General features: G+C 72.7%; 13 protein-coding genes, 2 tRNA genes and 2 pseudogenes. 5 read left to right on the top strand and 12 right to left on the bottom strand.

Translation table 11 applies throughout. The annotated features are described in order from the left end of the window. The first annotated feature begins 54 nt into the window (after positions 1 to 54). Positions 55 to 2,505: an MFS transporter gene (locus AB0O01_RS27530; RefSeq protein ID WP_365317439.1), complete on the top strand. Its 2,451-nt coding sequence runs from the start codon at positions 55 to 57 to the stop codon at positions 2,503 to 2,505. A gap of 53 nt (positions 2,506 to 2,558) precedes the next feature. Here AB0O01_RS27530 and AB0O01_RS27525 read toward each other — a convergent pair whose 3' ends face one another. The 7 genes and pseudogenes from AB0O01_RS27525 to bla all read right to left on the bottom strand — a co-directional run bounded on the left by AB0O01_RS27525 (position 2,559) and on the right by bla (position 13,205). Next, positions 2,559 to 4,781 carry an MMPL family transporter gene (locus tag AB0O01_RS27525; RefSeq protein WP_365317437.1) on the bottom strand — a complete coding sequence of 741 codons (2,223 nt, stop codon included), beginning with the start codon at positions 4,779 to 4,781 and terminating at the stop codon, positions 2,559 to 2,561. A gap of 157 nt (positions 4,782 to 4,938) precedes the next feature. Beyond that, on the bottom strand, positions 4,939 to 6,963 hold the full coding sequence (locus tag AB0O01_RS27520) for a glycosyltransferase family 39 protein (RefSeq protein WP_365317436.1): 2,025 nt from the start codon (positions 6,961 to 6,963) through the stop codon (positions 4,939 to 4,941). Then, positions 6,960 to 8,447, bottom strand: a complete 1,488-nt coding sequence (locus AB0O01_RS27515; protein ID WP_365317434.1) for a bifunctional glycosyltransferase family 2/GtrA family protein — start codon at positions 8,445 to 8,447, stop codon at positions 6,960 to 6,962. The genes AB0O01_RS27520 and AB0O01_RS27515 overlap by 4 nt, the downstream gene beginning before the upstream one ends. Before the next feature lie 434 nt (positions 8,448 to 8,881). Then, positions 8,882 to 10,360, bottom strand: a pseudogene (locus AB0O01_RS27510) (HAMP domain-containing sensor histidine kinase); the annotation flags it as partial. After that, entirely contained in the window at positions 10,357 to 11,097 is a 741-nt protein-coding gene (locus AB0O01_RS27505; protein ID WP_365317433.1) for a response regulator transcription factor, read from the bottom strand. The pseudogene AB0O01_RS27510 and the gene AB0O01_RS27505, both read right to left, overlap by 4 nt. 131 nt (positions 11,098 to 11,228) lie before the next feature. After that, a complete protein-coding gene (locus tag AB0O01_RS27500; protein WP_365317431.1) occupies positions 11,229 to 12,179 on the bottom strand; it encodes a DUF2797 domain-containing protein in 951 nt (316 codons plus the stop codon). Positions 12,180 to 12,230: 51 nt separating this feature from the next. Beyond that, on the bottom strand, positions 12,231 to 13,205 hold the full coding sequence (bla, locus tag AB0O01_RS27495; RefSeq protein ID WP_365317429.1) for a class A beta-lactamase: 975 nt from the start codon (positions 13,203 to 13,205) through the stop codon (positions 12,231 to 12,233). A gap of 249 nt (positions 13,206 to 13,454) precedes the next feature. Between bla and AB0O01_RS27490 the strand changes: the two genes are divergently transcribed. The 3 genes from AB0O01_RS27490 (at position 13,455) to AB0O01_RS27480 (ending at position 16,116) form a co-directional block, all read left to right on the top strand. After that, positions 13,455 to 14,360 (top strand): LysR family transcriptional regulator, encoded by a 906-nt coding sequence (locus AB0O01_RS27490; RefSeq protein ID WP_365317427.1) that lies wholly within the window; start codon positions 13,455 to 13,457, stop codon positions 14,358 to 14,360. A 10-nt stretch (positions 14,361 to 14,370) separates the two neighbouring features. Beyond that, positions 14,371 to 15,285, top strand: coding sequence for a serine hydrolase (locus tag AB0O01_RS27485; protein ID WP_365317425.1), 915 nt, complete (start codon positions 14,371 to 14,373; stop codon positions 15,283 to 15,285). A gap of 132 nt (positions 15,286 to 15,417) precedes the next feature. Beyond that, complete coding sequence (locus AB0O01_RS27480; protein ID WP_365317423.1) at positions 15,418 to 16,116, top strand: hypothetical protein; 699 nt, start codon at positions 15,418 to 15,420, stop codon at positions 16,114 to 16,116. A gap of 512 nt (positions 16,117 to 16,628) precedes the next feature. Here AB0O01_RS27480 and AB0O01_RS27475 read toward each other — a convergent pair. The 5 genes and pseudogenes from AB0O01_RS27475 to AB0O01_RS27455 all read right to left on the bottom strand — a co-directional run bounded on the left by AB0O01_RS27475 (position 16,629) and on the right by AB0O01_RS27455 (position 18,140). Next, positions 16,629 to 16,704: transfer RNA gene (locus tag AB0O01_RS27475), tRNA-Arg, on the bottom strand. Between the two features lie 187 nt (positions 16,705 to 16,891). Beyond that, a pseudogene (locus AB0O01_RS27470) lies at positions 16,892 to 17,199 on the bottom strand (LysE family translocator); the annotation flags it as partial. 17 nt (positions 17,200 to 17,216) lie between these two features. Continuing rightward, positions 17,217 to 17,579, bottom strand: a complete 363-nt coding sequence (locus AB0O01_RS27465; protein WP_365317421.1) for a hypothetical protein — start codon at positions 17,577 to 17,579, stop codon at positions 17,217 to 17,219. Positions 17,580 to 17,683: 104 nt separating this feature from the next. Further along, entirely contained in the window at positions 17,684 to 17,842 is a 159-nt protein-coding gene (locus tag AB0O01_RS27460; protein WP_365317419.1) for a hypothetical protein, read from the bottom strand. 207 nt (positions 17,843 to 18,049) lie between these two features. Beyond that, positions 18,050 to 18,140, bottom strand: a tRNA-Ser gene (locus tag AB0O01_RS27455). A 200-nt stretch (positions 18,141 to 18,340) separates the two neighbouring features. Between AB0O01_RS27455 and AB0O01_RS27450 the strand changes: the two genes are divergently transcribed. Beyond that, on the top strand, positions 18,341 to 18,853 hold the full coding sequence (locus AB0O01_RS27450) for an SSI family serine proteinase inhibitor (protein WP_365317417.1): 513 nt from the start codon (positions 18,341 to 18,343) through the stop codon (positions 18,851 to 18,853). Positions 18,854 to 18,969: the final 116 nt, after the last annotated feature.

Raw genomic sequence — 18,969 nt, 5'->3', positions numbered from 1 at the left:
CACCACGGACCACTTCAGGCGGCCCCAACGCCCCGTCACAAGAGAAGGAAGCCCATGGCAACGACCACGCCGGCCGGTGTGCGGGCCCATGCCGAGCACGGGGGAGGCGCAGGAGCCGTCCCCGGTGAGCCCATGACCCACCGGCAGATCATGGAGGCGCTCACCGGGCTGCTGCTCGGCATGTTCGTGGCGATCCTGTCGTCCACGATCGTCTCCAACGCGCTGCCCGACATCATCACCGACCTCGGCGGCGGCCAGAGCGCCTACACCTGGGTCGTCACCGCCTCCCTGCTCGCGATGACCGCCTCCACTCCGCTGTGGGGCAAGCTCGCCGATCTGTTCTCCAAGAAGCTGCTGATCCAGATCGCGCTGGTGATATTCGTGCTGGGCTCGGCGGCGGCCGGACTGTCGCAGAACCCGGCGACCCTGATCACCTTCCGGGCCGTGCAGGGCGTCGGCATGGGCGGGCTGTCCGCGCTGGCGCAGATCATCCTCGCGGCGATGATCTCCCCGCGCGAGCGCGGCCGGTACAGCGGCTATCTCGGCGCCACCTTCGCCACCGCCATGGTCGGCGGACCGCTGATCGGCGGGGTCATCACCGACACCGACTGGCTCGGCTGGCGCTGGTGCTTCTACGTGGGGGTGCCGTTCGCCGTCGTCGCCCTGGTCGTGCTCCAGCGGACCCTGCATCTGCCGGCCGTCGCCAGGCGGCGGGTCAGGGTCGACTGGGCCGGTGCCTTCTTCATCACCGCCGCGGTCTGTCTGCTGCTGGTCTGGGTCACCTTCGCCGGGGACAAGTACGACTGGGTGTCCTGGCAGACGTACGCCATGGTCGGGGGGACGCTCGGGCTGCTGCTGGTGTTCGGGGCCGTGGAGTCCCGGGCGGAGGAGCCGATCATCCCGCTGCGGCTGTTCCGCAACCGGACGATCACGCTGGCCTCGCTGGCCTCGCTGTTCGTCGGGATCGCGATGTTCGCCGGCACGATCTTCTTCTCCCAGTACTTCCAGCTCGCCCGGGACGAGTCGCCCACCATGTCCGGGGTCCTGACCATCCCGATGATCATGGGTCTGTTCCTCTCCTCCACCGTCTCCGGGCGGGTCATCACCCGTACCGGCCGCTGGAAGGGCTGGCTGCTCACCGGCGGGGTGCTGATCACCGCCGGGCTCGGGCTCCTGGGCACCCTCGCCTACGACACCGCGTACTGGCGGGTCGGCGTCTTCATGGCGCTGCTCGGGCTCGGGGTCGGCATGATGATGCAGAACCTGGTGCTGGCCACCCAGAACCAGGTCGCCCCCCGCGATCTCGGCTCCGCCAGCTCCGTCGTCACCTTCTTCCGCTCGCTGGGCGGCGCGGTCGGTGTCTCCGCCCTCGGCGCGATCCTCACCCACCGGATCAGCCACTACGTCGAGCGGGGCGCCGCCGACCTCGACCCGCGGTCCGCCGCCGCGCTGGCCGGTGCGAGCGACACCGGCGGCTCCCTCCCCGACATGGACACCCTGCCCGGCCCCCTCCGCACCCTCATGGAGAGCAGCTACGGCAGCGGTATCGCCGATGTCTTCCTCTACGCCGCGCCCGTCGCCCTGCTCGCCCTGGTCTGCGCCCTGTTCATCAAGGAGGTGCCGCTGCGCACCCAGGGGGCGCTGGCGCAGGCGGCGGCGGAGGGGGGTCCGGGGGAAACCCTGACGGAAAGGGGAGGGGAGAAGGCGGGCGGGACGGTGGTGCGGGGGTTCGTGCGCGGGGGCGCGAGCGCGTCCGTGCCGCGGGCCGCGGTCACCCTGGTCTCGCCCGGCGGTCGCCGGCTCGGCCGGTCCGTCGCCGGGGACGACGGCTCCTACACGCTGGACGCGCCCGGCGCCGGGTCCTACGTCCTGATCGCCTCGGCCGACGGCTTCCCGTCGCAGGCGTCCACCCTCACCGTCGGCGGTGAGCCGGTCTCGTACGACATCGTGCTCAGCGGGATCGGTGGGATCGATGGGGTCGGTGGGGTGAAGGGGAGCGTGCGGGACGGGGTGGGCGGGTTGCCGGTGGTGGGGGCGACGGTGGTCGTGACCGATGTCCGCGGGGAGTTGCTGGCCACCCGGACCACCGGGGAGGAGGGCGGGTTCTCCTTCGGTGAGCTGGTGCCGGGTCGGGTGACCGTGGCCGTCACCGCCGCCGGGTTCCGGCCGCGCGCGCTGCCCGTGGAGGTCGGGGGCGGCGGGGTCGCCCGGGCCGATGTCGCTCTCGACGCGGGCGCCCGGATCGGGGGCGTCGTCCGCGCCCCGCACGGGCCGCTGGCCGACGCCCGGGTCACCCTGGTCGACGCCGCCGGGAACCTCGTCGGCGCCACGACCACCGGACCGGACGGGGTGTACGCCTTCACCGGTCTGGACGGCGGCGAGTACACGGTCATCGCCACCGGCTATCCCCCGGCGGCGACCCCCCTGACCGTCTCCGGGCACGGCGTCGTCGACGACCACGACATCGACCTCGCCCATCCAGGAGGGGACCGCGCACGGCAGTGACCGGCGCGGGCGGGGTGCCGCGCCCCCGAGCGACCGGAAGCCGGGCCTCGCCCCTACGGTGTTCGGTCGTATTTCTCGCCCTCGGTGTCGATGTGGGGGAGGATCCGGTCGAGCCGGCGCGGGGTCCACCAGGCGTGTTCGCCGAGGAGGGTCATCACCGCGGGGACCAGCAGCAGGCGGACGACGGTCGCGTCGATGAGGACGCTCACCGCCAGGCCGAGGCCCAGCATCTTGACCACGATGTTGTCGCTGATGATGAACGCGGCGAAGACACTGACCATGATCAGGGCCGCGCAGGTGATCACCCGGGCGGTGATCTCCAGGGCGTGCGCCACCGCCGCCTTGGCGTCCCGGGTGCGCAGCCAGCCCTCGTGGACCCGGGAGAGCAGGAAGATCTCGTAGTCCATGGACAGCCCGAAGATGATCGCGAACATCATCATCGGGACGTAGCTCTCGATGGGGACCGTGCCCGAGACACCGAGGGCCGGGCCGCCCCAGCCCCACTGGAAGACGGCGACGACCACCCCGTACGAGGCGGTGATCGACAGGACGTTGAGGACGGCCGCCTTCAGGGCGACCAGCAGGCCGCGGAAGACGGCCAGGATGATCAGGAAGGCGAGGGCCACCACGACCCCGATGATCAGCGGCAGCCGACTCGCCACGATGTCCCGGAAGTCGACCTGGGCGGCCGTCGAGCCGGTGACATAGCCCTTGGCGGCGGTGCCCTTGACCGCGGCGGGGAGGGTGTCGTGGATCAGGCGGTTGGTGAGGGCGGTGGTGTCGGCGCTCTGGGGGGAGGTGGCCGAGTAGACGGTGGAGACCAGGACATCGCCGTCCCCGGCCGGGGTCAGCGGGGTGACCGTCGCCGCGCCCGGGACGGCGTTCAGGGTCTGCTGGGCCTGCGTGGTGAGGGCCCGGCGCTGGTCGGCGGGGACGGACGACTGGTCGATGACGACGGTCAGCGGGCCGTTGGAGCCCGGTCCGAAGGCATCGGTCATCAGGTCGTACGCCCGCCGGTCGGTGAAGGACGTGGGGTCGGCGCCGTCGTCGATATGGCCGAGCTGGATGGAGAAGACGGGGATGGCGAGGATGCCGATGGTCACCACCCCGGCCGCCAGATAGTGCAGCGGTCTGCGCTCCACGCGGCGGGCGTAGCGGTGCCACACGCCCTGCGGGGCCTCGCCGGGCGGGGCGTCCGTCTCCGCGACCGGACGGCGTACGTGCCAGCGGTCGATCCGGTCGCCGATCAGCCCCAGCAGCGCCGGGACCAGGGTCAGCGCGCCCAGCACCGCCGAGATCACGGTCACCGCGGCGGCGGCGCCCAGCTTGCCGATGAAGGAGACACCGGAGGCGTACAGGCCCGCCAGCGCCACGATCACCGTGCAGCCGGAGACCAGCACCGCCCGGCCGCTGGTGGCGTTCGCCAGCCCGGCCGCGCGCACCGGGCTCTCGCCGTCGATGAGCCGCTGCCGGTACCGGGTGATCAGAAACAGGGCGTAGTCGATGCCGACGCCGAGGCCGATCATGGTGGCCAGGGTCGGGGAGACGGTGGCGAAGGTGAAGGCGGCGGCGAGCAGTCCGAGCACGGCCAGTCCGCCGACCACCCCGATCAGCGCGGTGAGGAGGGGGACGAAGGCCGCGATGACACTGCCGAAGCCGATCAGCAGGACGACGACGGCCACCGCGAACCCGATCAGCTCACTGATCCGGTCGTTGGCCATGGGCCGGGCCAGCTCGCCCAGCGATCCCCCGTACTCCACCTCCGCCCCGGCCGCCCGCAGCGGCTGTACGGCGTCGTCGACCCCGTGCAGATAGTTCTCGCCGAGGTTGGAGGGCATGATGTCGAAGCGGACGGAGAGGTAGGCGGTCTTTCCGTCGGGGGAGAGCGGGCCGGTGCCCGGGGCGGCCGACGGGGTGGTCAGCGGGTTCTGCACCGCCAGGACGTGCGGGAGTTTCTGGAGGGCGCCGACCGTCTGCGCCATCGGGGTGCCGAGGTCGGTCAGCGGCTGTCCGGCGTCGTGCAGCACGATCTGGGCGCTGTAGCCGTCGGAGGCCGGATTGTGCTGCTGGAGGACGTCCATGCCCTGGTGGGACTGGGTGCCGGGGAGCTGGAAGTCGTCCGCGTAGGTGCCGCCGAAGGCGTGCTCCAGGGCTTGCAGTCCGCCGACGGCGGCGAGCCACGCCACGATCACGATCACGAAGTGGCGTGCACACCATTCCCCGAGGCGTTGCAGGAAGCCGGTTCTCGCCCGGTTCGTGGCGCTGGCGCTGGACACGCCTTCAGTAGACGCGGGGGCGAGCGGGTACGGCATCCCGGCGGGGGCCGTTCGAGGGGTGCCCCGGGGCCGCTCGGCCCCCGGGGCACGTGTCTCTAGGGCACCTGTCTCTAGGGCACGTGCCTCGGGGGCACCTGTCTCTAGGGGCGGCGGCCGGTCAGCCCGTGGCCGTCGGGGCGACCGGCTGCGTCAGGTCGTAGAACGTGCTGCTCCCGGCCGTGACCTCGGTGAAGTTCTCCTGGACCCAACTGGAGATCTGGGTGGCGGTGCCGTCCTCGCCGCCCCGGCCGCCGTCGTCGGCGATGAAGTAGTGGATCTGCCCCTCCTCGACGTACTGCTGGAACTGGGCCAGCGTCGGGGACGGGTCGGTGCCGTTGAAGCCGCCGATCGCCATCACCGGGTCGCCGGTGGCCAGTTGGTAGCTCGCCGCGTTCTGCGCGCCGACCGCCGCCGCGGCCCAGGTGTGACCGGCGGAGTCGGTCAGCAGTTGGCGGGCCTCGTCGCTGACGGCGGCGCCGTCGAGGAGCCCGCCCATGCCACCGCCGGTCCGGCCGCCGGCCGGAGGGGCCGGGGCACCGGCCGCGGGCTGCCGGTCCGTCCCCTGCGGGGGCTGTCCGCCACCCCCGCCACCGGGGAAGCCCCCGCCTCCCCCGAAGCCGCCCCGGCCGCCCGCCGCCGCCGGGCCCGCCGTCACGATCGAGCCGGTGTGCCCGGTGTCCAGGGTGCTCAGGCTGTACGCGGTCGGACCGGCCAGGGTGGCGACCGCGCCGAGGCCGACCACCCCGAGGGTCAGCGGACGGCCCAGATGGGTGACGAAGACCAGACCGAGCGCGGCAATCAGCCCGCCGACCAGTACCAGCCACTTCAGCCAGGGGAAGTAGTCGGGCGTCCGGTTGAGGAGGACGTACCCCCAGGCCGCCGTGGCGGTCGTCGCGGCGGCCAGGGCGAGGGAGACCCAGATCCGGCCGCGTTCCTCCCAGAGCACCACCGCGCCCATGCCGGTCAGCGGGGCGATGTAGGGGGCGAGGGCGACGGTGTAGTACTCGTGGAAGATGCCCTGCATGAAGCTGAAGACCACCATGGTGATCAGCAGGGAGCCGCCCCAGAGCAGGAACGCGGCGCGGGCGGTGTCCGTGCGGGGCGCCCGGCGCAGCAGCCACAGGGCCGCCGCCAGCAGGATCAGCGCGGCCGGGATCAACCAGGAGATCTGGCCGCCGACCGAGGCGTTGAACATCCGGTCCCAGCCGACCTCGCCCCAGCCCCGGCCGCCCCCGCCGCCGACGCTGCCGGTCTCCTCGCCGTTGAGGCGGCCCAGGCCGTTGTAGCCGAAGGTCAGTTCCAGGAACGAGTTCTCCTGGGAGCCGCCGATGTACGGGCGCGAGGACGCCGGCCAGAGTTCGACGATCGCGACCCACCAGCCGCCCGCGACGACCATCGCGAGTCCGCCCAGCAGCACCTGGCCGATCCGCCGCCGTACCGGTGTGGGCGCGCAGACCAGATAGACCAGGGCCAGCACCGGCAGGATCAGGAACGCCTGGAGCGTCTTGACCAGGAACGCCAGCCCGATCACCGCGCCCGCCCACACCAGCCACCGGGTCTGCGCCTTCTCCAGCGCGCGCAGGGTGCAGTAGAGGGCGAGGGCCATCAGCAGGGCGAGGGAGGCGTCCGGGTTGTTGAAGCGGAACATCAGCGCGGCGACCGGGGTCAGCGCGAACACCGCCATGGTGAGGAAACCGGCCCCGGCGTTGAAGCGGCGGCGGACGGCCGCGTAGAGCACTCCGGCGGTGGCGACCGCCATCAGCACCTCGGGGAAGAGGATCGCGAAGGAGTTGAGTCCGAGCAGCCGCACCGACAGGGACATCGGCCACAGCGACGCCGGGGGCTTGTCGACGGTGATGGCGTTGGACGCGTCGAGCGAGCCGAAGAAGAACGCCTTCCAGGACTCGCTGCCCGCCTGCACGGCCGCCGAGTAGAAGGAGTTGGCGTAGCCGGAGGAGGTCAGGTTCCAGGTGTAGAGCGCGCCGATGACGACGAGGGCTCCCAGGAACGCCGGGCGCACCCAGCGCGGATCCTCCGGCCGCCCCCGCCATACGGGCCCGAGCCGGCGGTACGGGGCGGACCTCGGCGGCACGGGGGGTGCCGTCGCCGGGTCGGTGTCGTGCGGGGTGGTCGTCGACGTCATCGGGGGTTCCTTGGATCCGTCGTCGGGTCGGTGTCGTGCGGGGGATGGCCTCCGCAGCCGGGGGGACAGGGGGTGGGGGCGCCTGCGGCCGGGTGCTGGTGCGGCCCGTCGGGGGTGCTCCCGGTGGTGCCGTACGGCTGCTGGTGCCAGGAGGGGGTGGCCCCGGCGGTGCCGGACGGCTGCCGCTGCCCGGAGAAGGTGCCCCCGGTGGTGCCGTACGGCTCGCGGTGGTCGGCGAAGACCCAGACGCGGAACAGCAGGAACCGCAGTACGGTCGCGGCCAGGTTCGCGGCGATCAGCACGGCGAGTTCGGTGGAGTGCCCGGGGTCGCCGCTCGCCGCGTCCAGGGCGGCGAGCGAACCGCTGGTCAGGATCAGCCCGATGCCGAACACCAGCAGCCCCTGCGCCTGGTGCCGGACCACACCCGCCCGGCCGCGCACCCCGAAGGTGAGCCGCCGATTGGCCGCGGTGTTGGCGAGCGCGGACAGCAGCAGCGCCAGCGCGTTGGCCGTCTGCGCCCCGGCGAAGCCCCGGAAGGCGGTGTAGAGCAGCAGATAGAAGAGGGTCGACAGCCCCCCGACGACACAGAACCCGACGAGCTGCCGGGCCAGCCCCTTGGGTACGTTCGTCAGCTCGCGGTCGCGCGGATCGTCACCGAACGGCCGGGTGAGCCGGTCCAGCGGCAGCGAACCGGTGGCCAGCGCCCGGCCCACCCGCCAGACCCCCAAGAGGTCGTCGGCGGCGGTGCGCAGGATCCGTACGGTGGAGTCGGGGTCGTCGACCCAGTCCACCGGGACCTCGTGGATCCTGAGGCCCGCCCGCTCGGCGAGGACCAGCAGCTCGGTGTCGAAGAACCAGCCGGAGTCCTCCACCAGCGGCAGCAGCACCTGGGCGACCTCGTGCCGGATCGCCTTGAAACCGCACTGGGCGTCGGAGAACCGGGCCAGCAGCGAGCCGCGCAGGATCAGGTTGTAGGAGCGGGAGATGAACTCCCGTTTGGCGCCGCGCACCACCCGGGATCCGGTCGCCAGCCGGGAGCCGATGGCCAGGTCCGAGTGGCCCGAGATCAGCGGCGCCACCAGCGGCAGCAGCGCGTTGAGATCGGTGGAGAGATCGACGTCCATGTACGCCAGGACCGGGGCGTCGGAGCCGGACCAGACCGTGCGCAGGGCCCGGCCGCGGCCCTTCTGCTCCAGCCGCACCGACCGCACCTCGGGCAGCCCGGCCGCGAGCCGCGCGGAGACCTCGGGGGTGGTGTCGGTGGAGGCGTTGTCGGCGACGGTGATGCGGAAGGGGTAGGGGAAGGTGCGGGTCAGATGCTCATGGAGCCGCAGGACGCAGGGCTCCAGGTCCTTCTCCTCGTTGTAGACGGGGATCACTACATCGAGGACCGGCACTCCGACTGCCACGGCCGGGAGGTGTTCCCGGGCCGGCAGAGTGGGGGGCGGGGCGCCCGGTACGGGCGCCCGGGAGTCGGTTCGCATACAACCGACTGTTGTCAGGCGCCCTGTCGCACCCGTGTGGTGGCACTGTGCTGTGGCTGTGATTGGTGTTGCGGGTTCGTTGCGTGCTGGGGGGGCGCTTGCCGCTGGTCGGCGGGGGTGGGGTGCTGGTCGGTCGGGGCGGGGTGCTGACCGTTGGGGGTGGGGTGCTGGCCGTTCGCCACGGGGTGCTGCTGGCTGCTTGGTGCGGGGTGCTGGCCGTTGGGGGTGGGGTGCTGGCCGGTCGGGGTGGGGGCCTGACCGTTTCGGGCGGGGTGCTGGCCGTTGGGGGTGGGGTGCTGGCCGTTCAGCACGGGGTGCTGCTGGCTGCTCTGGGCGGGGTGCTGCTGGCCGTTCGCCACGGAGTGGTGCCCGCTCTGGGCGGGGTGCTGTCGGCCGTTCAGGGACTGGCGCGGTGGGGTGTCCGCAGCGGCCGCGGCCGGGAGATGGACCGTGAAGGCGGTGTGTCCGGGTCTGCTGTCGACGCTCACCGCGCCGCCGTGCGCGGTCGCCACCGCCTCGACGATGGCCAGGCCGAGCCCGGTCGAGCCGGTCGCCCGGGTACGGGCGGTGTCGCCGCGCGCGAACCGTTCGAAGACCCGCGGCACCAGTGCGGGCGGGATGCCCGGCCCGTCGTCGCACACGTCCACGCACAGCCAGGGCCCGCTGCGGCGCACCCGGGCGGTGATGGTGGTGCCGGGCGGGGTGTGGGTGCGGGCGTTGCCCAGCAGATTGACCAGCACCTGCTGGAGCCGGGCCGCGTCCCCGCAGACCGGCGCCGGTTCCTCGGGCAGCGCGAGCCGCCAGGTGTGGTCCATGCCGGCCGCCCGCGCGTCGCTGACGGTGTCCACGACCAGGGGGACGAGATCGGTCCGCTCGAACTGGAGCGGCCGGCCCGCGTCCAGCCGGGCCAGCAGCAGCAGATCCTCCACCAGCAGCGTCATCCGGTCGGCCTCGGACTCGATCCGGCGCAGCGCGTGCCGGGTGTCGGGGCCGATCTCCTCCCGGCCGCGCCGGGTCAGCTCGGCGTAGCCGCGGATCGAGGCCAGCGGGGTACGCAGTTCATGGCTGGCGTCGGCGACGAACTGGCGGACCCGGGTCTCGCTCTGCTGGCGGGAGTGCAGGGCCCCGTGCACATGGTCGAGCAGGCGGTTGAGGGCGAGTCCGACCTGGCCGACCTCGGTGTGCGGGTCGGTCTCGGACTCCGGGACCCGCTCGTCGAGGTTCACCTCGCCGCTGTGCAGGGGGAGTTCGGAGACCCGGGTGGCGGTGGTGGCGACCCGGCGCAGGGGGCGGGTGGCGACATTGACGATGACCGCGCCGGCCAGCGAGGCGGCGATCAGCCCGGCGGCGGTGACACTGATCTCGATCAGCAGCAGGGTGCGCAGGGTGTTGTTGACGTCGGTGGTCGGTATGGCCACGTAGTACTGGCGGATGCCGTCCGTGGCGGAGGTGAACTGCACCCGGTACTGGCCGAGTCCGGGGATGTCGGCGGTGTGCGGGTGGCCGTCGCGGGGGACGGCCAGCAGGGCGGCGGTCTGGAGCGGGTCGAGCGGCTGGGCCTCGGGGGACGATCGCTCGCCGACCTGGGCGTCGGTCACCGTCCCGCCGATCAGCTCGGCGCCGATGGTGCCCTGCGGCTGGGGGCCGCGGGTGACGAAGTCGCTGAGATCGATCGGCTCCTTCTTCCCGCCCTTGCCCGGCAGGTCGACGAACGCGATCCGCTCCACCGACTCCGACAGCCGCCCGTCCAGCTCCGCGAAGAGATGGGAGCGCAGGGCGACGGTGGTGACGGTGCCGATGACCGCGCAGACCACGGCGATCAGCACCACCGAGGCGACGACCAGCCGGGTCCGCAGGGTGCGCGGCTGGCCCGTCGGCCGCCGCCGCGGGAGCGGCTGTCGCCACCGGGTCATGAGGCGGCGGGCTTGATCAGATAACCGGCGCCGCGCCGGGTGTGGATCATCGGCTCCCGCCCGGCGTCGATCTTCCGCCGCAGATAGGAGATGTACAGCTCGACGACATTGGCCTGGCCGCCGAAGTCGTAGGACCAGACCCGGTCGAGTATCTGGGCCTTGCTGAGCACCCGGCGCGGATTGCGCATCAGAAAGCGCAGCAGCTCGAACTCGGTCGCGGTCAGATGGATGCCCTGCCCGGCCCGGGTGACCTCGTGGCTGTCCTCGTCCAGGGTGAGATCCCCGACGACCAGCACGGACTCGGAGCGGCGGTCGGCGGCGCCGGAACGGCGGATCAGCCCGCGCAGCCGGGCCACGACCTCCTCCAGGCTGAACGGCTTGGTGACATAGTCGTCCCCGCCCGCCGTGAGTCCCGCGATCCGGTCCTCCACCGCGTCCTTCGCCGTCAGGAACAGCACGGGTACGTCGGGCAGTTCGCGGCGCAGCCGCCCCAGGACGGTGAGCCCGTCCATGTCGGGCAGCATCATGTCCAGCACGACGGCGTCGGGCCGGAACTCCCGCGCCGTCTGCACGGCCCCCTGGCCGTCCCCTGAACTCCGGATCTGCCATCCCTCGTAGCGCAGGGCCATGGACAGCAGCTCGGTGATCGACTGCTCGTCGTCCACCACAAGCACGCGGACGGGGCTCCCGTCCGGCCTCAGCAGTTCGGTGCGCCCCTGGGGCGAGGTCGTGGTCATACGGCACACCCTGTCCGCGACCTCTGAGAGCGCCCTTTCCACAACCTGTGATTTTCCTGAGAAACACACAGGGGGGACTCAGGATTGGCCTGGGGAGGGTGGGGCGGAGGGGGGCGGGAGGCGGTTCCGGTTCAGAAGAGCCCGTCCTGCCGGTGCAGGTCCCGCGCGTACTCCCTTACCGGCACGGACAGTTCACCCGACCCCGCCCCCGACCCCACTCCCGCCCCTGGAGCCGCCCCCGGCACCGGCACCAGCGCCCATCCCCGCATCAGCCGGGTGTCCAGCACCACCACCCGCGCCCCCGTTCCCTCCCCCACCCCCTCCCCCATCCGAAGATGCAGATCCGGCCCGGCGGCGGCCACCAGCTCACCCCCGACGACACCCCCCGCCACCAACTCCCGTACCTCACCGAAGGCATCCGGCAGCCCCGCCAGCCCGAACACCCCCACATGGTCCACCGCCCGGAACGGCGCCCGTCTCAGCGCCTCCGGCCAGCCGCCCAGCGCCACCGCCCGCCCGTGCAGCTCCGCGATCTCGGCGGCCCGGTCCGCGGCGTCCGGCGGCAGCGCGGAGCGCACCGCGCGCTTGTCGGCGTACGGAATCCGGTCCGGCACGCCCAGGGCCGCCCGCAGCAGTTCCTCCGCCCGGCGCGCGGACATTAGCGGCCCCGCGCCAAGCCAGCTAGAACAGACCGCGCCCTGCTCCAGCAGCCTTGCCGGGCCCCGCTCGACGGCGGTGATCCCGACCTTGGTCATGCCGGGCCCGAACCAGGCCAGATACACGTGGTACGGCCGGGGGTCGTCGGCGATCGTGTCGGCGGCCACCGAATGCGCCCGGTCCAGCCGCGCGCACTCCTCGCACCGCGCGCCCGTACTGCGCCCCGGCACCGGGACCCGGCGCGGGCAGGGATGGCCCCGCGCGCCCGTACAGGTCCGCCCGCTCCCCTCCTCCCCCGCATCCCCCAGCACCCCGAACGCCACCCGTTTCCCCCAGGTCAGCGCGGATCGCCGCCCCCCGTCCCACTCCAGCTCGGGTCCCCGCGCTGACCATCGGAGCCCGGAGCAACGCCATTGCCCGTCCATTGCTTCACAGCGTAGGACGCGGCACTGACAACGCCCCTGTCCCCCGTCCCGCTAGCTCCGCCCCAACCCCTTGAGCGCCACCTCCGCCGCCCTGGCGACGACCTCGTCACGGCGTTCGGCGTTCTCCTCGTCCCGGCTGGTGAGGACGGAGAGCACGATCGGGTTGCCGCCGTTCTCGGGCCACAGCACGGCGATGTCGTTCCGGCCGCCGTAGCCCGCCGTACCGCTCTTGTCGCCGACGGTCCAGCCGTCCGGGACCCCGGCGGCGACCAGGGTCTCGCCCGTGGTGTTGGTCCGCATCCAGGTGGCGAGGAGTTCCCGTTCCTCACGCTTGAGGGCGTCCCCGAGCAGCATCGCGCGCAGGCTGCCGGTCATCGCGCGGGGCGTGCTGGTGTCCCGCGGGTCCCCCGGCCTGCCCTCGCTCATGTCGGGCTCGTAGCGGTCCATGCGGATGACGTCGTCGCCGAGTTCGGCGAGAACGGCCTCCAGGGCGTCGGGCCCGCCGAGGTCCTCCAGGAGCAGATTGACGGCGGTGTTGTCGCTGTACCAGACGGTGGCCGCGCACAGCTCGCGCAGACTCATCCCGCTCTCCACGAAGTCCTCGCTGATGGGCGAGTTGGCGACGATGTCCTCCTTGGAGTAGTGGATGACCTTGTCCATCCCGTCCACCCCGTACTTGCGCAGCACGGCACCGGCGGCCAGCGCCTTGAAGGTGGAGGCGTAGGCGAACCGCTCGTCCGGCCGGTGCCCGACGGTCCGCCCGCTGCCGGTGTCCAGCGCGTAGACACCGATCCGGGCGTCGAACTCCTTCTCCAGCGCCTGGAAGTCCCGCTTCACACTCTTGGCGTCGGGCTGTTTCCCGACCTCCTGACCGGCGGACGCCGCCCCCGCGACCCCCGTCCCCTGTCCCCTCTGCTCCCCCTGCTGCCTCTGTTCCCCTTGGGCGCAGGCGGGCAGGGCGGTGAGCGCGAGCACCCCGGCCACCGCGGCGGCACCCCGGCGAACCCTCAGCACGTACGACGTCATGACATGGCCTCCAGACAGCGACGAACAACGCCAACGCGACGCAGTACACGCACCCTCGCCCCCGCCCACCCCCACCGTCCAAGACGCACCCGCACGCATCCATGCCGAATCGGCATGGCCGACCCGGCACCCGGGCACCCCGGCGCCCTGGCCTCCCGGCACCCCGATGTCCCTGTGCCCCGGCGCCCCCACGATCCGCTGCCTCTGCGCCCCGCTGCCCCTGTGCCCCGGTTTGGCATAGTGAGAGCTGTGGATCTTCTGGGGGCATGCAGAGCGTTCGTCCATGTGAGCGAGTACGGGAGCTTCACGGTGGGCGCGGCGGCGGCCCGGATGGCCCAGTCCGTGGCCAGCCGGCGCGTCGCCGCCCTGGAACGCCACTTCGGGGAACGCCTGCTGGCGAGATCGTCGCGCACGGTGACGCTGACCCCGTTCGGCCGGGAGATCCTGCCGCTGGCCCGGCAACTCGTCCGGCTCGGCGACCGACTGGAGCACGAGGCGGAGGCCGCCCGGCACCGCCCGCTGCGGCTCGCGGTCCCGGCCGACTGCCCGACCGGCGCGCTGGCCCGCCTGATCGCCGCCGCCCGGCGCGAGGGCATCCCCCTGGAACCCCGCCCCGCCGCCCCCGCCGAACGGGCCGAACTGGTCGGCTCGCGGGAGGTGCGGGCGGCGCTGCTGGCGGTGGCGCCGGACGCGGCGGCCTGGACGGTGCCGCTGGGGCTCGCGGTCCTGGACGCGCCGGGCGCGGGCCCGCTCTACCTGGACACCCTGCGCCCGGGGCGGGCGGACGGCGCCAGGCGCCCGCGCCGGGTCTGGCTCCAGCCGGAGGACGACGTACCGCATGTGCGCGACCGGCTGACCCGGTTGCGGGACGCGCTGGGGCTGCGTCCGGCCCAGTTGGCGGTGGCCGGGGGACTGGCGCCGGCCGCGGCCGAGGTGCTGTCCGGCACGGGGGACGCGCTGCTGTGCCCGCGCGCCGAGGCGCGGGCGCTCGGCCTGGAGTGGCGGGAGATAGGCGAACTGACCCCGGGCCCGGCCCGCGGCTACGCGCTCACCGCCGCCGAGGACACACCCCCCGAGACGACGGAACGCCTCCGGCGGGGGTGCGGACACGAACTGGCGGCGTGCATAGGGGCGCGGCACACCAACGGGACATGAGGGGCGAGGAATGAGCACGACATCGACGACCACCCTCCTCACCGCTCTGCGCGGCACGCTGCGCGAGAGCGGGCTGCACGGATCGTTCCTGGTGCGGGACCTGGACACGGGGGAGGAGGTGGGTCTGGATCCGGACATCGAATTCCCGGTGGCGTCCCTGGTGAAGGTCCCCCTCGCGCTGGCGACCCTGGAACGGATCCGGCGGGGCGAACTGGACCCCGCGATGCCCGTCGACGTCCAGCCGGGCCGGATCACCACCCCCGGCCCCACCGGCATGAGCCGCTTCCGCCACCCGGCGCGGATCGCGGTGGAGGACCTGGTCTACCTCAGCACCTGCATCAGCGACGGAGTCGCCGCCGACGCCCTCTTCACCCTCACCCCGCCCGCCCAGGTGGCCACCATCCTCACGGACTTCGGCCTCACCGGTATCGCCGTACGCCACACCATGGACGAACTGACCGACACCCCGGCGGAACGCTTCGCCGCCTCCGACGTCCACCTCGCCCACGCCCTGGCCATCGACGCCGGCACCCCCGGCCGCGGCCACCGCGTCCCCCAACTCGACGTCACCCACGCCAACACCGGCACGGCCAGATCCTTCGTGGACCTCCTCCAGGCGATCTGGCACCCCACCCTCCCCCCGGAAGTCGCCGCCGCCACCCGGACCCTCCTCGCCGCCAACGTCCTGCGCCACCGCCTCGCCCCCGACTTCGCCTCCGACGCCGCGACCTGGTCCTCGAAGACCGGCACCCTGCTCAACCTGCGCCACGAGGCAGGAGTGGTGGAACACCACGACGGCCACCGCTACGCCGTGGCGGCCCTGACCGAATCCCGGGTGGCGGCGGGGCATCAGCCGGGGGTGGACGCGGTGATGGGCCAGGTGGCCCGCCGCTTGCGGGACCACTTGCGGGTGTGGGGGCAGTAGCCCCCGGCCCGCTCACTCCGCGCTCGCCTCGGCCTCACCACCAGAGGGCCGTCAGGCGTACAATCCAACTATCCGATTACGTAAGATCACATACAGTAGCCCTTGGCCCCTCGCAGGGAGGCTGGAGCGACAGTGACCGACCCGTTCGCGCAGCCGTCCCCGCACCCCGGCGCGGCCCAGCCGGTGTGGTCGCCCCTCGACGACTATCTCTGGCACACCTGCGACATCCTCGCCGATGTCCTCGAAGGACAGGTGGCCCGCCGCCCGGTCGTGGCCACGACGACCCGGCTGCACCAGGGCGAGCGCACCCTGGCCGTGGGCCCCGGGCAGCGTATGACCTGGAGACCTCTCGGCAACGGCGAGTATGTGCAGAGCGACCTCATCGTCTTCGGCAGCCCGGCCGTGGTGATCGGTTCGCTGGTCGGCTCCGCGCTCGGGAACGCCGCCCGCCGCAATCAGGCGGCGCGGGACGCTCAACCACGCTGGGTCCTGGACGGCCCCGGCGAAGTCACCCTCACCCTGCACCGGCTCCACTTCGCCCACCCCGCCGAACTCAACGTCAGTTGGCAGGCGTTGACCTCGATCGACCTGGTGGCCCCCGATGTCTTTCAGACCACCTTCCTCAACCATCACGGCGCCCAGTCGACCGTCCGGATCCAGACCCCCTGGGCCTCTCTGGCCTTCGCCCTGGCCGCGGTCATCGCCTTCCCCACCCATCCCCGCCTCCTCAACCGCGGTTGGCTCCCCCACGACTTCGAACAGCGATGCGCCCTGGCCGGCCGCCCGTGCCGCCCTGCCGCCCACCTGGCTCTACGCTCCCGCGACACCTGAAAGGACGGGCACCAGGACACGCCCCCCCCCGATTCAAACCTGCGGCCTTCTGACTGATCCGCACTGAACCGATCCGGGTCCGACCACCCCGTCCCGGAGCCGGGCATCGGCGGCATCGACGCCCTGGGCGTGCCGATGCTACGAGAGGACATCGACCCTCACAGCGGGAACGATCAGCGGGGAGATCACGCGCCCCCTGGCCGCCGGGGAGGCCGTCGAGAACGACACCGAGTCCGAGGCGGGCGACCGCGCGCTTCCGCTCCCGGGGATCGTGCTCACGGCCCTGAAGACGTTCCGGACACGTCAGGCGGCCGAGCGGCTCAAGTCAGGCGAGGGGTACGAGGCTTCGGGCCGGGTGGTGGTGGACGAACCCGGGGCCGCGGTGAAGACGGACCGGCCCCGACACCGGGCGGACGAGCGGACGCGGTCGGCCGAGGTGCGGCGGGTACGGCTCCACAACGACAAAGGCCCCGATCCTCCGGAGAGGAATCAGGGCCTTGACCTGGTGACTCTGGCGCACTCGGCAGGATTCGAACCTGCAACCTTCTGATCCGTAGTCAGATGCTCTATCCGTTAAGCTACGAGTGCTTGTGTTCTGTTTTCTGTCTTCGCTTGTGGGCCTTTCAGGCCGCTCGCGGCGACAGGAAGAACATTACATGACTGCCGCCCGCATGTGAAATCCATTGCCCGCACCCTGCATGACCTGCGAAAACGGCCTCTGAGGGGGACACGCGACCGGGGGTGGAACAGGTGCTCGGCGATCATGCGACGCACGTCACTCACCCGTCGCCGCGATGGTCACTCCCCGGCCGATCAAGGTCACCCCTCCCGCCCCGCCGATCATCGACAGCCGACGCGGCGACGCGGACAGCCAGGTGCGTGCGGCCGACGCCCCCAGACCCCACGGGGTGTCGCAGACCAGACCGATCGCGGCCGGGATCAAGCCGAGCAGCAGCATCTGGAGGGGGGCGCTCCCCGCGTCGTCCCGGACGACTGCGGCAGGACCGCCGCGAAGAAGACCAGGCCCTTCGGGTTCGTGGCGCCGACCAGCGCGCCGTCCGCGATGGTGCGGAGGTGACCGCGGCCCCGGCCCGCGCCGGTCATCTCCGGGCGCGGCGCGCTTCGGTGACGGATCGCCATCGCCCCTCTCGATGCGCTTCCGCGAGACCGCCGAGGAAGATCTCGCCTTCGCCGTCTCCCCGCTCCTCGAAGCCGCGCACTCCTGGCATGTACCCACCGACCCGGGGCACCACGCCCTGCATGTGCCCTGGGTACGGCGGTGCCGGCGGCTGCCGACCGGGCTGCGGCGGCAACTGCGCGAGCACCGGTTCGGCGTCGCCGACCACCTCCGCGGCGGGCGACGAGCCCACCAGCGCGTCTTCCCCCTGCTCGGCGCGCTCGTGCCCCGGATCCGCATCGAACCCGTACGCCCTACCCTGCGGCTCGACCGGCCGCGCGGTCATGATCTCGTGGTCACCCCCGCCCGGCCGGTGACCTTCACCCCGAGCCACCACGTCTGGCCCCACGTCCGCGTCACCTGCGACGATCCCTGGCCGTTGCGGATCACCTACCCGTCGCTGCCGCGCCCCGCCCCACCAGCCGGGCGGACCTGCTCACCGCGCTCCGGGCCCTGCTCCAGATCGTCGACCGGATCGCCGTGCAGAGCCGCAGTACGCAGGAGCCGGCCGCCCTCCTCGGGCTGTCCCCGTCCGTGATCTCCCGCCATCTGCCCCAGCTCCCCGCGTCGGGCTCACCGCCACCCGGCGCGAGGGGGACTACGTCCTCTGCTCCCTCGACCGCGAGCGGCTCGCGGGGATCGCCGCTTCCCCCATCCTCCGCCCACCGGGTCGGGGGATGGGGGAGGGAGACAGGGAGGGGGAAACGCATCAGGGAGCCCCGCCTGAGAAAGGCTGGGCTCCCTGAATGTGTGGTGCGGAGGCGGAGGGATTTGAACCCTCGATGGGGTTTGAGCCCCAAACCGCATTAGCAGTGCGGCGCCATAGACCGGACTAGGCGACGCCTCCCGCACACCCGCTCGCGCGAGCGCGAATGGTGCGTGCAGATGATGACACAGACGAGCGGGGTGTCACCAATCGCCCCCACCGTACTAGCCAGGTGGGCAGCAGGGCAAAGGCGTTCCCGGGTGGTGAGGAGGGGTGCGCGGGCCTCGCCCGCAGGGTGCCCGTACCCGCAACCGCCCGCGCTCCCCGCCGTTAGGCAGGTCATGTCTCCGAGCCACTTCCCGGGTGCGGCCGGCGCCGCCCGCTCCCCCCGCTCCCCCCGTCGTCTCCTCCTCACCGGCGCCCTGCTCGCCGCCTCCCTCGTCTCCTCCCTCGCCGGGGTCGCGCCCGGCGCCGCCGCGGCTCCCTCCCCCGCGCTCCCGCCGCCCGTCCGGCTGGAGGACCGGGTCGCCAGCGGGACGCTGGACATCACGCTGAAGGACGCCGCCGGCAAGGTGACGTCGTACGACGTGTCCTGCGCGCCCGACGGCGGGAGTCACGCGGATGTCCGGGGGGCCTGCGCGGCCGTGGAGCGGGAGGCCGCGTCCGGGCGGGATCCCTTCGCGCCGGTGGCGGCGGGCAGCGCCTGCACCATGCTGTACGGCGGGACGGCGACCGCTCGGGTCACCGGCACCTGGTCCGGGCGCCGGGTCGACGCGCGGTTCGACCGCACCAACGGGTGCGAGATCGACCGCTGGAACCGGCTCGTACCGCTGCTCCCCGACCTGCGCGGCTGACCGGCCGGAACGCGTGGAGGTGCCCGGGCCGTATGCCGACGGCACCTTCACGGACCGCCCCGCCCGACCCTCCCGGGCGTCACCGGCTCGTGCGACCTCTGTCCCATCCGGCGCCG

Source organism: Streptomyces sp. NPDC093252, from assembly GCF_040683675.1.
In the GTDB taxonomy this organism is placed as follows: Bacteria; Actinomycetota; Actinomycetes; order Streptomycetales; family Streptomycetaceae; genus Streptomyces.
This window is presented reverse-complemented; position numbering and strand designations above follow the sequence as displayed.